Source organism: Rhizobium sp. P32RR-XVIII (assembly GCF_012641395.1).
Classification (GTDB): Bacteria; Pseudomonadota; Alphaproteobacteria; order Rhizobiales; family Rhizobiaceae; genus Rhizobium.
On sequence record NZ_JABAIH010000004.1, the window covers coordinates 464975 to 480395 of the forward strand.

At 61.2% G+C, this 15421-nt stretch carries 14 protein-coding genes; 6 read left to right on the forward strand and 8 right to left on the reverse strand.

Annotated elements, in window-relative coordinates:
• Position 1 precedes the first annotated feature (1 nt).
• From HGP14_RS15450 to oiaX, 7 genes are all read right to left on the reverse strand, one after another.
• On the reverse strand, positions 2-1066 hold the full coding sequence (locus HGP14_RS15450) for an ABC transporter permease (RefSeq protein ID WP_168830746.1): 1065 nt from the start codon (positions 1064-1066) through the stop codon (positions 2-4).
• A complete protein-coding gene (locus tag HGP14_RS15455) occupies positions 1063-2613 on the reverse strand; it encodes a sugar ABC transporter ATP-binding protein (RefSeq protein WP_168830747.1) in 1551 nt (516 codons plus the stop codon). The genes HGP14_RS15450 and HGP14_RS15455 overlap by 4 nt, the downstream gene beginning before the upstream one ends.
• Positions 2610-3254, reverse strand: a complete 645-nt coding sequence (locus HGP14_RS15460) for a DUF2291 family protein (RefSeq protein WP_168830748.1) — start codon at positions 3252-3254, stop codon at positions 2610-2612. Before HGP14_RS15460 ends, HGP14_RS15455 begins: the two co-directional genes overlap by 4 nt.
• A 74-nt stretch (positions 3255-3328) precedes the next feature.
• Positions 3329-4270, reverse strand: coding sequence for a D-ribose ABC transporter substrate-binding protein (locus HGP14_RS15465; protein ID WP_168830749.1), 942 nt, complete (start codon positions 4268-4270; stop codon positions 3329-3331).
• Between the two features lie 75 nt (positions 4271-4345).
• A complete protein-coding gene (locus HGP14_RS15470) occupies positions 4346-5173 on the reverse strand; it encodes a phosphogluconate dehydrogenase C-terminal domain-containing protein (protein WP_168830750.1) in 828 nt (275 codons plus the stop codon).
• A 91-nt stretch (positions 5174-5264) separates the two neighbouring features.
• Entirely contained in the window at positions 5265-6599 is a 1335-nt protein-coding gene (locus tag HGP14_RS15475) for a four-carbon acid sugar kinase family protein (protein ID WP_168830847.1), read from the reverse strand.
• Positions 6600-6604: 5 nt separating this feature from the next.
• Positions 6605-7861, reverse strand: coding sequence for a 3-oxo-isoapionate-4-phosphate decarboxylase OiaX (oiaX, locus tag HGP14_RS15480; RefSeq protein WP_168830848.1), 1257 nt, complete (start codon positions 7859-7861; stop codon positions 6605-6607).
• A 180-nt stretch (positions 7862-8041) separates the two neighbouring features.
• On the opposite strand from oiaX, the gene HGP14_RS15485 reads away from it, so the two are divergent.
• The 4 genes from HGP14_RS15485 to HGP14_RS15500 all read left to right on the forward strand — a co-directional run bounded on the left by HGP14_RS15485 (position 8042) and on the right by HGP14_RS15500 (position 13001).
• Entirely contained in the window at positions 8042-8746 is a 705-nt protein-coding gene (locus tag HGP14_RS15485) for a transcriptional regulator NanR (protein WP_168830751.1), read from the forward strand.
• A gap of 121 nt (positions 8747-8867) precedes the next feature.
• Entirely contained in the window at positions 8868-9524 is a 657-nt protein-coding gene (locus HGP14_RS15490; protein WP_168830752.1) for an ABC transporter ATP-binding protein, read from the forward strand.
• The gene (locus HGP14_RS15495) at positions 9524-11932 is read left to right on the forward strand and encodes an ABC transporter permease (RefSeq protein WP_168830753.1); all 2409 of its coding nucleotides are present in this window, start codon (positions 9524-9526) and stop codon (positions 11930-11932) included. The genes HGP14_RS15490 and HGP14_RS15495 overlap by 1 nt, the downstream gene beginning before the upstream one ends.
• Entirely contained in the window at positions 11922-13001 is a 1080-nt protein-coding gene (locus HGP14_RS15500; RefSeq protein ID WP_168830754.1) for a lipocalin-like domain-containing protein, read from the forward strand. The genes HGP14_RS15495 and HGP14_RS15500 overlap by 11 nt, the downstream gene beginning before the upstream one ends.
• Positions 13002-13010: 9 nt before the next feature.
• On the opposite strand, the gene HGP14_RS15505 is transcribed toward HGP14_RS15500, so the two are convergent.
• Positions 13011-13223: a hypothetical protein gene (locus HGP14_RS15505; protein ID WP_168830755.1), complete on the reverse strand. Its 213-nt coding sequence runs from the start codon at positions 13221-13223 to the stop codon at positions 13011-13013.
• A 452-nt stretch (positions 13224-13675) separates the two neighbouring features.
• Between HGP14_RS15505 and HGP14_RS15510 the strand changes: the two genes are divergently transcribed.
• Positions 13676-14197 (forward strand): dihydrofolate reductase, encoded by a 522-nt coding sequence (locus HGP14_RS15510; protein WP_168830756.1) that lies wholly within the window; start codon positions 13676-13678, stop codon positions 14195-14197.
• 144 nt (positions 14198-14341) lie between these two features.
• Complete coding sequence (gene hflK, locus HGP14_RS15515; protein ID WP_168830757.1) at positions 14342-15418, forward strand: FtsH protease activity modulator HflK; 1077 nt, start codon at positions 14342-14344, stop codon at positions 15416-15418.
• Positions 15419-15421: the final 3 nt, after the last annotated feature.

The following is a 15421-nucleotide window of genomic DNA, read 5'->3' on the forward strand; positions in this document are numbered from 1 at the left end:
ATCAACCTGCCTTTGCCATCTGCATGAGAGTAACGCGTTGCTGCAGGCGGCGTTGCGCCTGGTCGACAACCACGGCGATGATAATCACCAGTCCCTTGATGACCATCTGCCAGAAGGATGAGATGCCCATCATCACCAGCCCGTCCGACAGGATGCCGATCACGAAGGCGCCGATGATCGTTCCGCCGATCGTCCCGCGCCCGCCCGACATCGAGGTGCCGCCGAGAACGGCCGCAGCGATCGCGTTGAGCTCGAAGCTCTCACCGGTTGCCGGGTGCGAGGCCATCAGTTCGGAAGAGATAATGACGCCAACGATCGCAGCGCACAGTCCTGAGAACATGTAGACGACGATTTTTACGAGATCGACGCGGATGCCCGACATGCGCGCGGCACGCTCGTTGCCGCCAACGGCAAAGATATGGCGCCCGATCGGCGTGGATCGCGCGACATAGGCAGCAAGCAGGGCGAGGACGATCAGGATCCAGATCGACACCGGCAAGCCAAGCACGCGGCCGGCGCCGAAGAAGTCGAAGCCGGTCGTCGAATATTCGGGGCGGCCGACGAGGTTCGGGAAGGTCTGGCCGTCGGAGGAAAGCAGCGCCAAACCGCGGGCGATATAGAGCGTGCCGAGCGTCGCGATGAATGGCGCGACATTGAGCTTGGTAATCAGCAGGCCGTTGATGAGGCCAATCAGCAACCCGATCGAAAGCGTGATGAGCACGATTTCGAAGAGGTTGAAATAGATCGTATAGCCGATCGGCAGTTCGATGCCGTAGAGGATGAGGCCGCCGGCCACCATGCCGCAGAGACCGACGATCGATCCCACTGACAAGTCGATGCCGCCGGTGATGATAACGAACGTCATGCCCATCGCCAGGAAGGCGTTCAGCGCCACATGCTTCGACATCAGGATCATGTTCGCCGTCGAGGTGAAATTCGGTGCGAAGATTGCAAAGAAGATGATGACCGCGAAGAGTGCGATGAAGGTCCTGAGCTTCATCAGCGTCAGGAGGATAGAGCCGTTCGCGCTCGCCGGCGAGGAAGTGGTTGAGGTAGCCGCCGTCATGATGCGAGTTTCCCTTGATGTCCGTGTCCCTTGGCCGAAGCCGCAATGATGGCGTCTTCCGTGGCCTCGCTCCGGTCGAAAACGGCGACCAACTGGCCGTTGCTCAACACCGCGATGCGATCGGAAAGCGCCATGACCTCTTCGAGGTTTGAAGTCGAAAACAGAATGGCAAGCCCGTTTGCCGCCAACCGGCGCATGGTGCGGAAGACATCGGCCTTGGCGCCGACATCGATGCCGCGGCTCGGCTCGTCCATCAAAAGCACCTTCGGGTTGGTCATCAACGCCTTGCCGATCACCACCTTCTGCTGATTGCCGCCGGACATCGAGGTCACTTCGAAATCCGGGTTCGGCGCCTTGATCGAGAGATCGCGGATCGCATCGCGAATGGCGTTCTTCTCGGCCCCGCTGTTGATATGAAAGAGGCGGGTGAAGCGACCAAGGCTCGCCAGCGTCAGGTTGGAGGCGATCGACAGCGCCTGGACCAGTCCCTCCCGCTGCCGGTCTTCCGGAATGAGCGCAAGACCGCGGCGGATACGCCTCGTGGTGTCGCGGGCGCGGACCTCCTTGCCGTCGATGAAGATCTTGCCCGTCGAGTGCATGTGCCGTCCGATCACGCATTCGAAGAATTCGCTGCGGCCCGCGCCCATCAGGCCGTAGATGCCGAGGATTTCGCCGGCTTTCACCGACAATGAGACGTGGTCGACCGCAAGCCCGCCGGTTGGCCGCGGCAGGCTGATATCCTCGGCGCGGAACATTTCCTTGCCGACGGCGTGATCGACGGACTTGGCGAAATCCTTGGCGTCGGAGCCGATCATGGAGCGCACGATCCAACGGGTATCGATGTCGCGCACCATGGCCAGGCCGGTGATCTGGCCGTCACGCAGCACGGTGATGTAGTCGCCGATGCGCATCAGCTCTTCCAGCCGGTGCGAGATATAGACGATCGCCACACCCTGGGCCTTGAGGTCCGCAATGACCTTGAAGAGGATTTCGACTTCGGCTGCTGAAAGAGCGGACGTCGGCTCATCCATGATCAGGATGCGCGCATTCAGCGACATCGCCTTGGCGATTTCGACGAGCTGCTGCTGGCCGATCGGCAGATCTTCGACCATCGTTTCCGCGTCGATTCCGGCATCCAGTCGTTTCAGAAACGCATTGGCCTTTTCGACCTGCGCCTTGTGATCGATGCCGAGCGGGCCGCGGGTGATCTCGCGGGTGGCGAAGATGTTCTCCGCGACCGACATGTTGGCGAAGAGATTGAGTTCCTGGAAGATCATGCCGATGCCATGCGCCTGCGCATCGGCGGGGCTGTGGAAGGATACGGGCTCTCCATCCAGGATGATGCGTCCCATCGTCGGGCGCTCGACGCCGGCGATGATCTTCATCAGCGTCGATTTGCCTGCGCCATTTTCGCCGACCAGAACGTTCACCGCCCCGCGGCGCAATGCGAGATTGGCGCGCTTGACCGCGACGATGCCGGAATAGACCTTCGACACGTCTTCGAGGTGCAGGATGATGTCGTCCTTCGGTGTCTCGCTTGCGGTCATGATCCCACCGTCAGTTCGGAAGGCGTGACAAGCGGGAGCTGTCCGCTGTTCGGCAGCGGAAAGGCGCCGGTCACGGTCACTGTCTTGCCGACGAGACCATCGCGCGGGATGGCGGACAAGAAAGCCGTATTGGCCTTCTCGTTGAACGCCTTGCCGAATTGCGCCCACTCGATCTGGTTCTTGAATTCGTTGAAATTGACGAAGTCCAGCGTGTCGCGCAGCGCCGTACCGCGCAGGGCCGGGCCGATCTGTACCTTCGCGTCAGCCTTGCCGTCGCCATCAGCGTCGACGTCGAGTGTTGCCGCGCGCGAGGCCGTATCCGCCGCGACGACCTTGCCGGTGACTTTCACCGCATAAGTCCAGGGCGAGCTGCTCTGCTTGCGCGGATTGCCGTATTTCTCCCCCGCCTGGTCCGGGCTGGTTGCCGCCAGTTGCGCGACGTCTTTGAGTTCGCCTGCGCGCTTCTCGAAATAAGGCACGACCTGTGGCTGCCAGATCGCCTCGACCCTTGCATTCGGGTCAAAAGCGTTCTTCGCCGCAGCCGCAGCCTTTTCCTCCGCGGTCGGAGTCTTGATGATCTTGCAACCGGGCAAGGCCGCGGCCACGACAGCAGCGAGCAAAACGCCCTTCATTCTCCACATGCGACAGGCCTCGACGTCATCAAATGAACAACAGAGGGCGCGGTCTGGCGCCCTCTGTATTGATCCAGGTGCGGTTAGTTCGTGAGCGCGAAGGTCTCGAGCTTGCCGGCGTTGTCCGAATTGACGAGGACGCAGTCCATCAACTGCTTCTCTTCCTTGGGCGTCGTCTTGTTCTTGATGTAGGCGTCGGCCTGTTCGACGGCCAGCTGTGCCTGGGCGTAGGCCGGCTGCAGGACAGTCGCCTTGATGCCGCCAGCCTTGATGGAGTCGCGAACGTCATTGGAGCCGTCAAAGCCGACAACGATCACGTCCTTGCGGCCGGCGGCCTGCAGCGCTGCGATCGCTCCCATCGCCATCGTGTCGTTGCCGGAGATCACGCCCTTGATGTCGGGATTGGCCTGGAGGATGGTTTCCATCTTCGAGTAGGCTTCCGTCTGGCTCCAGTTGGCAGATTGCTTGGCGACCAGCTGCAGGTCCGGATAGTCGTCGATGACGTCATGATAGCCCTGCGAGCGAATGCCGGCATTGGTGTCGGATTCCTTGCCCACCAGCTCGACATAGTTGCCCTTCTCGCCCATCAGCCTGACGAATTCCTGCGCGCCGAGCTGGGCACCCTGGTAATTGTTGGAGACGATCTGGGCCATGGCAACGCCGCTCGCGTTGATTTCGCGGTCGATCAGGAAGGAGGGGATGCCTGCATCCTTTGCCTTCTTGACGGCTGCAACCGACGCATCCGCGCCGGCGTTGTCGAGGATGATGGCCTTTGCGCCGCGGCCGATGGCCGTGTCGATCATCTCCGACTGCTTGTTGGCGTCGTCGTCATGCGTCATGACGAGGGCTTCGTAACTAAGCTCTTTCGCCTTGGCTTCCGCACCGACCGCCTCGGCCTTGAAGAAGGGGTTGTCATGGGCTGGCGTGATGATGGCGATCAGGTCCGCCGAATAGGCCGGGATGGCCGGACCCAGCGCCAATGCGCCGGCAAAGGCCGCAAGTGTCAGTCTACGCGTTAGTTTCATGTTCTCTCCTCCCGAGTAAATGAAGCCCCGTCTCCCTGGGGCGGTTGAGGGGAGGCATTGCCTCCCCAAGCCGTTTCAGGTGATGCGCCGGATGCTTTCGGCGATCTCCTGGGGTTCGAATACCTTCTTCCAGTCGTCGCGCATCAGCGCAGGGATGCCGAACTCGATCGCCTTGTTACAGGCATCCGAGAACACGCCATCCACTTCCTTGAAGATGACCGCGCCGAGCACATTCATATGGCCGAGTAGAAAATCGCGAGCCGCTTCCGCGGGCACGCCGCGGGCAACGCATTCGTCCATGGCCTGGCGCATGACGACGAGCAGCGATGCGCAGACGGTTTCCGACAGTCCGGGCTCCAGCATCGCCATCTGCTCGACGGTGACGCGGTGTGAGCGCATGACCGGAGCCCAGATCACCTTGGCGATTTCCTCGCCGAGTGCGTAGGCACTGTCCGGACCCTGCATGAGAGCCGAAACGATGTGCTGCTTGGCAAACAGGCCGCCGAAATGATCCTTCTTCGCCTGCATCTCCGTCTCGTCGTTGAAGATCGGCGGATGGCAGGGATGGGTGACGAAGTAGGTGAGATCATCACGCTTCGGCAGGTGCCCGGCGAAGGGAGCCGCAGCGTCGAGCGCGATGACCATGGTGCCGGGCTTCAGCTTGTCCACGATGCCCGCGGCAACCTTGCCGATCACCGTGTCCGGAACCGCCAGGATCACGACTTCGGCGGCATCCAGTGCCGCGTCGGACGGCACGCAATCGATATTGAGGTCGTTCTTCAGCCGCGCTTTTCCAGCGTCGCTGACTTCGACATGGCGGACGTCAAAACGCGAGCCTTTGAGATTCTTGGCAAGACGGTATCCCATTTTTCCGCCAGCGCCGAAGAGGGCAATTGTAGTCATGTTTCCTCACCTTTTCGATGTTTGGATAGGATCATAAACTGGTATGATGAGTCAATCACCATAGCACTAAAATTCTTGCTTCCGACGGCGGTCAGGCTCTCCTTCCGTCGCGGATCTGCGAGAAGTAGCCATCGGTTCCGATCTGGCCGCCCTTCAGCGCGATCTGCAGGCCGTTGGTGGGCTCGTAGGTGCCATGCGCAACACAGAGGGGAGAGCCGGGCGTCTGAGGCAGAGGCAGAAGAGTGGTCAGGGCATCGACCCGCAGTTCCTTGAGCGCATGGCTCGAGGTGTCGCCGCCTGCAATGACGGCACGCTTCAGTCTCTCACTCGTCACTAGGCTGCGAAGGATTGTCCCGAGCGCGCGCCCCAGCTTGTGGCGTGCACCCGGGACTTTGTCGATGTCGGCGCCAATGTCCGCCGACGGTCCGAGGGCGGTGTACAGGATGACGCTGCTGCCGTTCTTCAGCTTCTCTACGCCGGTGGCCACTGCGGCCACGATTGCACGCTCGCCATCTTCCGACACCAGCGCAACAGGATCGATCGGGATCGCCTCGAAACCGTCATCGATAGCGGCGCGGATCTGCCGTTCGGTTGTTGGTGACACACTGCCGGAGACGACCGCGAGCCGGTCCACAGGGCCGACATCGGGGAACTCGGCGCTTCCCTTCAGCAGCCCCTGCTGTCGCCACGCATTGAGAAGAGCATACTCGACACCCGACGAGCCAACGACGAAGGCGCCGGCCTGGTGCGTGATGCGCATCAACTGGCGGCCCGCCGCTTCCTGGCTCGCCGGAGAATCGACGTCGATCAGCAGAATGCCGGCCTTGCCAGCCACGAGGTCATCAACACGGCTGTCGGCGTCCGATGCGGTGATCGTCACGAGATCTGCGAGGGCAACCGGAATGTCGGTCTGCTTTGCGAGATGAAGCGTCAGGTCGGCCTCATCCATCGGAGTCACCGGATGGCGACTCATCACCGGATGGCGGTCGATGCGATACGTACGCCCCTGGTAGGCGGCAAACAGATTGCCGAAGGCCGTGTAGCGCTTCAGTTGCGGTGCACCGACGATCACCGGCACGACGGATTGACCGAACGTCGCGCGGCCGATTTCGATCGCCTTACCGATACTGCCGATGGCAGGACTGGAGTCGAAGGTTGAGCAGACCTTGTAGTGGCAGGTATTCGCACCGAGCGGTTTCAGCCATTCGAACGCGGGTGTCAGGTGCCGTTGCATCCAGTCAGGCGTCTCGCTGCGGCTTGTACTGGCGATGCCGATCGCGCGGCAATCCTTGAAGCGCGCCAGGAGCTCAGGCGAGGGGATGTCGAGAAAGAGCACAGTCGGAACGCCATTCGACGCCAGGGCCTCCATGACATCAGTGGAGCCGGTGAAGTCGTCGCCGTAGTAACTGATGAGAAGCTCGTCCATCGCCGTCACGCGCCCTTGCCGTCGGCGAACTTGGCAATTGAGGCGGCAAGCTCCGGATGACCCTTGGCGTAGGTTTCCAACGGGATGTCGGCGACGGCGGCCTGCCATGCCTGCTGCACGGCGTGAACGCCGGCCGCCGGTCCGCCAGGGTGGCTGACGATGCCGCCGCCGCAGAGGTAGAGAAGATCAGTGGTGCGGCCCGTCCGCTGGTAGGTCTCCGGGGCTTGTCCTCCCCACTGTCCGGAGCCGGCGACAGGAAGCGGGCAGTCCGAGGCATCGAACAGCGGCGTGCTGACAGCCTTGAAGGAGGAGACGAAGCTTTCGTCCGGCTCCCAATACTTGACCCTGATGCCGTTGATCTGGAACTGGTCGACGCCGAGCAGCCGCCAGAATTGCTGGTAGACCGTGAAGTCCATCCCAGCGCCTGGATGGCGCGTCAGCACGTCCCAACCGTTTCGGTGCGCGTGCAGCACCAGATTGGAGCGCTTGCGGAGAAAGCTCATGCCGCCGAAGCCGATAGAGTTGATGTTGACGACGGCGCAGTTGCCGCCCGCGTTGGCAACGATGTCGTGATTGCGCATCATTTCGTCCGGGTCGGCATGGGAGATCCCGAAGGCATACATGACCTTCTTGCCGGTCTTCTGCTCGTGATCGAGAATGCGCGGCATGATCGCTGCAACGCGCTCCTTGAGCGGCGAATAGACCGGGCTCATCAGCTTCTCGTCGTCTTTGATGAAATCCACACCAGATTCGATCAGTTCGCCGACGAGCTCCGCCGTCTCGTGCGGCCGCAGCCCGAGCGCCGGCTTGACGATCGTTCCGATGATGGGGCGGCCCTCAACGCCGGTCAGACGGCGACTGCCGGGAATCCCGAACTGCGGCCCGGGATGCGCTCCCTTGAAGGCGTCCGGCAGTTTCATGTCGACGATGCGGATGCCGGTCATGCCCTTGATGGAATAAACGCCACCGATCGCGATGGCCATCAGCGCCGAGAGGTCCGTGCCGATCGCATCCAGTGGAAAGGCGATGTCAACGTCGGCGCGCCGCAGCCGAGTGCCGGAAGAGACCTCGGGCCAGGTCGGATTGCTCGCGTCATCAAGGTGCCGAATTCCAACGACACGGGCCGCCACACGTGACTTCAGTTCCTCCGTCTCACCGGGAACCGGCACGAAGGTTCCCGTCGACTGGTCGCTGGCGATCTTGTCCGCCATCGCTTCGACGCTGCCGGGCGTTTCGATGCGGTAGGTCACGGTAATCATCATGGAAATGCCGGTTGCTCCTCTGGCCACGAAAGATTGTCATGGCGTCAACTCGTGATCTGGTATAATGAGTATCCCAACCGATGGGAAGCAAAATTTTCGGCAGCGTGAATTTTGCAAGCGCGCTTTGTCGTCAGCCCGGAAGGTGGTAGGGGAGGAGACATTTTGAGCCAGCGAGACGTTATGACCCAACCCGTCGAACAGATTGTGCGTCGAAAATTGTCCGACGAAGTGTTTGATCGGCTAGAGCGGATGATCACCTCCGGTGAACTTCGGCCTGGCGATGAGATGCCATCCGAGCGTGTCCTCATGGAGCGCTTCGGCGTGGGCCGGCCTGCCATTCGCGAAGCCATGCAATCGCTTGCCAACAAAGGCCTGGTCAGTATTTCACATGGCGAGCGGGCGAAGGTCCTCAGGTTGACGGCAAAGTCGATATTTCGTCAGGTCGATCTGACCGCGAAGATCATGTTGTCGCAATCGGCGGACTCGCTGGAGCATCTCAAGAGTGCGCGCATCTTCTTCGAGCGCGGCATGGCGCGCGAGGCCGCGCAGCGCGCCTCCGAGAAGGATATCGGCGACCTCAGGGAGATCATCGAGCGCCAACGGGAGTCCCTCGGGCAGGCCGAAGAGTTCATCAGCGCGGACATGGAATTCCACACCCGCATCGCGCAGATTTCAGGCAATCCGATCTACGTCGCCGTCAGCGAAGCGATGCTCGCATGGCTGAAGGAATATCACACCGAGATGCTGATCTGGACCGGCAAGGAAAAATTCACGCTGGTCGAGCACGAGGAGATCGTCGACCGATTGGCGGCCAATGACGCCGACGGCTCGGAGATGGCGATGCTCAAGCATCTTGAACGATCCAGGGCTTTGTACGGAAAATGAGCAACGCGTGCTGAGGCCCACGGACCTGCGCGTTCTGGCTCGTAGCCGCGGTGAATGGCACTTTTAATCCGTTTGGGCGCCGCTTACATATGCCTTGTCACGGCCCTCGCTCGGGAATCCAATGATCGTTGCCCTCCGAAATGTCAGCAAATCCTATTCGACGGCGGAGGGGGTGCTGAATGTGCTGCGCGGCGTAGATCTCGATCTCGATGCCGGCCGGACGATGGCCCTTACCGGCGAGTCCGGAAGCGGAAAGAGTACGCTGTTGCACCTCGTCGCAGCATTAGATCAACCCGATGCTGGCAAGATCGTCGTTGACGGGACTGATATCACCACCCTTGATGAAAGCGGTCGCGCCGCCTACCGCCGCAAGACTGTTGGCCTCGTCTTTCAGCAATTCAACCTCATTCCCTCCTTGGATGTCGCTGCCAATCTGGCCTTCCACAGCCGGCTCGCTGGTCGCCATGAGCCGGAATGGGTGGATGAGCTCGCCGATCGTCTGGGACTAAAGGGGCTTCTCAAGCGATATCCCGAGCAGCTTTCAGGCGGACAGCAGCAAAGGGTGGCCATCGGACGTACGCTTGCGGCCCGTCCCAGGCTTGTGCTCGCCGACGAGCCGACCGGAAATCTTGACGAGGCGACTGGCGACGCGGTGGTATCGGCCATGCTGTCGCTGGTCGCGGACACCGATGCGGCATTGCTGATGGTGACGCACTCGCTGAGGCTCGCAGCGAAGCTGGATGTCCATGTCAATCTCAGCGCGGGGCGGGTCGACTGATGTTTCTGACGGCGCTCGGCGCCCTTCTTTCGCATTGGCGTCGCCGGCCGTTCCAGCTGGCAATGCTGATGCTGGGGCTCTCGCTTGCCACTGCGCTGTGGTCGGGGGTGCAGGCCATCAACGCAGAGGCTCGCGCCAGCTATGCGCGCGCCGCCTCCATGCTCGGTCAGGATCGGCTCGAACAGCTCGTCTCGGCTGACGGCGCGCCGTTTTCACAGCAGACCTTTGTCGCGCTGAGGCGCGCAGGATGGCTGGTCTCGCCCGTGCTGGAAGGCGACCTTCGCATCGGCGGCGTTCGGCTTCACGTCATCGGCATCGATCCGCTCAGCATTCCGGATGAAGCCCATCAGGTGGATTTGGGCGGAACGGGGAACCTGCGCGATTTTGCGACGCCGCCTGGCCAGCTGATCGTCTCGACCGAAACGGCAGATCGGCTCCGGAGCCTGCCGCTGCCTCCACTGCGGGTCGCCGGGCAGATGCTGCCGAATACAGCGATAACCGACATCGGGATAGCCCAAACACTTCTCGGCAAGCCGGACCAGCTGAGCAAGCTCATCGTGGCGCGTGATCAGCCTGAAGGCCTGCCTCCGATCGACCAAATAGCACCCGAACTGGTCCTGAAGCAGCCCGATGCCCAAGGCGACATTGGCCGGCTGACCGACAGCTTCCACCTCAACCTGACCGCGTTCGGATTCCTTGCGTTCGCGGTCGGCCTGTTCATCGTCTATTCCGCGATAGGCCTGGCCTTCGAGCAGCGACGATCCACGTTCCGGACGTTGAGATCCCTCGGCGTTTCAGCCACCGCCTTGACCCTCTTGTTGTTGGGAGAACTTCTTGTGCTTTCGACAGCCGCGGGTCTGGCCGGCGTCGCGCTCGGCTATGTCGTGGCCGCCGTTCTTCTTCCGGGTGTCGCCGCGACGCTGCAGGGTCTCTACGGCGCTGCCGTTCCCGGAACATTGTCCTTTCGTCCGGAATGGTGGGCGGCCGGCTTGGGGATCGCCATAGCAGGTGCGTTGCTGTCATCGGCGCAAAGCCTCTGGCGCGTGTGGCGCATGCCGCTTCTCGCACCGGCGCAGCCGAGGGCTTGGGCGAGGGCCTCGGAGGCAGGGCTGCGCTGGCAGGCGGTTCTTGCACTGGCGTTGTTGATCCTGTCGGCCGCGCTCGCCCATTGGGGACGTGGTCTGCCTGCGGGTTTCGGGGTTCTGGGTGGCCTCCTGCTTGGCGCAGCGCTGCTTCTGCCCGTCTTGCTCGGTCTTATCTTGTTTGCCTTGCAGCGCGCCTCGAAACAGGCGCTGACGGTCTGGTTCTGGGCGGATACGCGCCAACAGCTCCCGGGTCTGTCGCTCGCGCTCATGGCGCTGTTGCTTGCGCTGTCAGCGAATATCGGTGTCGGAACCATGGTATCGAGCTTCCGGGCGACGTTTGTCGGATGGCTCGATCAGCGGCTCGCTGCCGAGCTTTACGTGACCGCGCGGAGCGAAGACGAGGCGGCAAGGCTGCGAATGTGGCTTCCGCAGCACGTCGATGCCATTCTTCCGATCTGGAATGTGGACGGCGAGGTTCTCGGTCAGCGCGTGCAGATATATGGCGTGGCCGACGACAGGACCTATCGCGATCACTGGCCGCTTCTCGACGGCACGCCGGATGTTTGGGATCGCGTCGCTCAAGGGAGCGGGGTCTTGATCAACGAGCAGCTTTGGCGGCGCGAGCGGCTGTCGATCGGCGATACAATTTCGCTCGGCGCCGGGTGGAAGACAGAAATTGCCGGGGTGTATTCGGACTATGGAAATCCGATGGGACAGGTGATCGTCGGCATCGATCAGTTGGTGTCGCACCACCCGGACGTGCCGCGCCTTCGATACGGATTGCGGATTGCGCCCGACGGTGTCGAACAGGTTCGAGACAGGCTGGTCAGCGAGTTCGGTCTGCCGCCCGGGAATGTCGTGGACCAGGCGAGCCTCAAGCGGGCTTCCGTTGCGATTTTCGAGCGGACGTTCTCTGTCACCGCCGCATTGAACATACTGACCCTCATGGTTGCGGGTCTTGCGATGTTCGCAAGCCTGCTTACCTTGTCAGGCATTCGCCTTCCGCAGCTCGCTCCGGTTTGGGCGCTGGGGGTGACGAGGCGTAAGCTGGTTCTGCTCGAACTGGCCCGGACCATGGCGCTCTGCGTGATGACGCTGCTCGCGGCATTGCCCGTTGGCCTGGGACTCGCCTGGGTTCTGCTTGCGATCGTCAACGTCGAAGCTTTCGGTTGGCGGTTGCCGATGCGGGTGTTCCCGACCGACTGGCTGCGGCTCGGCGTGATTGCCTCGGCCGCAGCACTTCTGTCGGTCCTGATTCCGCTCAGCCGTTTGGCAAAGGTCGCGCCTTCCGATCTGCTCAAGGTATTCGCCAATGAACGCTAAATCGATGCTCGCAGCCGCTTTGGGCCTGGTGTTCCTCTTCTCGGCAGCCGGAGAAGCATCACCGCAAGGCTTTGCGGGACTGGGGACGAGCGCCGAGGGCTTCGCCATACCGAAGCCGGGCACCGAGGTTCAATTTCCGGCGGATCATGGACCTCACCCGGATTTTCGGATCGAGTGGTGGTACGTGACCGCCAATCTCAAAGGGGCCGATGGGAAAGATTACGGCGCGCAATGGACACTTTTCCGCTCAGCGATGGCGCCGGGCGAGAAATCCGGCTGGGCAAGTCCGCAGGTATGGCTGGCGCACGCGGCGATAACCACATCAGCGGAGCAGCATGTGGCGGAGCGGCTTGCCCGCGGCGGCGTCGGACAGGCGGGGGTGACGACGACTCCATTTGCGGCATGGATCGACAATTGGCACATGAAGAACATCGGCGGCCCGCGCCCCGGCGACGATGAACTCTCCAACCTCGAGATCAGCGCGACCGGGAAGGATTTCGGGTACAGCTTGAACCTCCAGGCCAGCGAGCCGCCTGTCTTGCAGGGGGAAAACGGCTATTCCGTCAAATCCGCGGCAGGGCAGGCGAGCTTCTATTATTCGCAGCCCTTCTACAAGGTGAACGGAACGCTGGCGCTGCCCAAGGGGAGGGTCGAGGTAACGGGTCTGGCCTGGCTGGATCACGAATGGTCTTCGCAGCCTCTTTCAGCCGAACAGACCGGGTGGGACTGGTTTTCGCTTCATCTCGATACCGGCGAAAAGATAATGGGGTTCCGGCTTCGCGACCAGGGATCCGGCTATACGTCGGCTACTTGGATATCGAAGGACGGCCGGCCCACGCCGCTGAAGCCTGACGCCCTGAGAGTCACGCCATTGGCAACCGCAAAGGTCGCGAACAGAGACATCCCCATCAAATGGCGGGTGGAGATTCCCGAACACGGTTTCTCGATTACGACGACGCCGCTTAATCCATCGGCGTGGATGGCGACCAGGACGCCTTACTGGGAGGGGCCGATTACGTTCGAGGGCACGACGGGCGGCCGGGGCTACCTAGAAATGACCGGTTATTAGAGAGACTTTCTAACCGGCCGCACGCGCCGGGACGTGGGTCGCTGCCGTTCGCCGTCCGTGAATCTCATTCATAATTTGTGCGAGCCGGTGAGCCTCCCGCTCGTCGAGTCCTTCCTGGATCTGTCCGCCGAACGATGCGGGCGATTCCGCCACATGATCCCAGACGATCCACCGATCCATCGGATCGCAGATCACGTCGAATTGAGGCATTGCATTCGTCATTCACATCAGCCTTCGGTCACTCCCTTCGGAATAGGGCGAAAACCGTTAACATGCGCTTTCCGAACCACGCGACTGTACGTCCCTTAGTTTTTGTAGGAATGATCGGATAACCGAGAAAGTACCAGGCGAGCGCAGTGCCTAGTCCGGTTGTTACTGGAGCCGCCTTGTCGCCGGTGACGATCCAGGCGAAAAGGGCAGCTGCCACGGCAATGATGACGAGGTCAATTCGCCTCGGCCGGCGGCGGTTGGGATCTGTTTGCTCTCGCATGATCTACAACTTACCGTCGAATTTTTTTGAGTAAAACCCAAGTGAACGGCTTGGTTTACGAATTTCCCTCTCCGACGGCGCGCCATTCCATTTCGAAACGCGGCAGTCATCTTGCTTGTTGAACTGCCAGCCGGTAAACCGGCGCGAAGTGGTCAAAAGTCACCGCTCGCTGTATCGGGGATCCATGTCCGGCATCAGAAAGACCATCGTAGTTGCCGTGTCTGAAAACGGCATCATAGGGCGCGACGGCGACATGCCATGGCGGCTTTCGACTGACCTCAAGCGTTTCAAGGCAATAACGTTTGGGAAGCCGCTGGTTATCGGACGCAAGACCTATGAAAGTCTCGGCGGCAAACCATTGCCTGGGCGTCATCATGTCGTGATCTCCCGGAGTGCGACGATCGAGCACCCGGACGTGACGATGGCCCACTCCCTTTCCGAGGCAATCGACATTGCCGAAAGGCTGGCGCGCGAGTCCGGCCAGACCGAAATCATCATCGGCGGCGGCGGCGAAATCTATTCGCAGGCAATGGAACTCACGGATCGCATGTGCGTGACGCATGTGCAAACGCATGTGGCAGGTGATACGTCTTTCCCCTCGATAGACCCCGCCGTCTGGACGGTGGTTGAAACACTCGAGGTGCCCGCCGGGGAAAAGGACAATTATCCGACGCGCTTTGTCGTCTATGAGCGCCGCAGGTCCTAAAAACAAAATATTTATCAATAATCATCGCCAAGTTCTTCACGCCGCGTTGAAAGCGGCGGCGCCGACACCTATAACGGTCACAATCGCTCAAGCCCGCTGCCCCCGCAGGCAAAATGATCGAGAGTCAACGAATAAGAGGTTTTGATGCCCTGGAGTAATCAGAATGGCGGCGGCGGCCCATGGGGCGGCGGCGGCGGTAATCAGGGACCATGGGGGCAGGGGCCGAACCGTCCGCGTGGCGGTGGCAGGGGTGGCCCACCCGATCTTGAAGACATCATCCGGCGTGGCCAAGATCAGCTGCGCAATATTGTCCCCGGCGGGTTCAATGGCGGCGTGGCGGTGATCATCGCCGCGATCCTGGTGATCTTCTGGCTTTTCCAATGCATCTATATCGTCCAGCCGGATGAGCGTGGGGTCGAGCTTCGCTTCGGTCAGCCGAAGGAAGAAATTTCTACCCCGGGCCTGCATTTCCACCTCTGGCCGATGGAAACGGTCGAGTTCGTCAAGGTGACGGTGCAGCAGCAGAATATCGGTGCGACATCCGCTTCGTCTTCGTCCGGCCTCATGTTGTCCGGCGACCAGAACATCCTGAACGTTCAGTTCTCGGTTTTCTTTACCGTCGTCGACCCTAAGGCCTATCTTTTCAACGTTGAAAATCCGGCCGAAACGCTGCAGCAGGTCGCCGAAAGCGCCATGCGCGAAATCATCGGCCGTCGTCCGGCGCAGGATGCATTCCGCAACAACCGTCAGCCGATCGAGACCGAGGTTGCTGCCATCGTCCAGAATACGATGGACCGCTACAAGGCGGGCATTGCCGTGACGGCAGTCACCATTCAGGACGTGGCACCGCCGCGCGATGTCGCCGACGCCTTCGAAGAAGTGCAGCGTGCCGAACAGGACAAGCAGCGTCTGGTCGAAGAAGCGAACCAGTATGCCAACCAGAAGCTCGGTCAGGCGCGCGGTGACGCCGCCCAGATCCGCGAAGCGGCGGCTGCCTACAAGGACCGTGTCGTCAAGGAAGCCGACGGTGAGGCCCAGCGGTTCTTAGCCATCAATGAAGAGTATACAAAGGCTCCCGACGTGACCCGCAAGCGGCTGTTCCTCGAAACCATGGAACAGGTGCTGAAGAATTCCAAGAAGGTCGTGATTGACGAGAAGCAGGGGGTTGTTCCCTACCTGCCGCTCAACGAACTCGGCAAACCGGCACAGCAGGGAGGTTGAGCC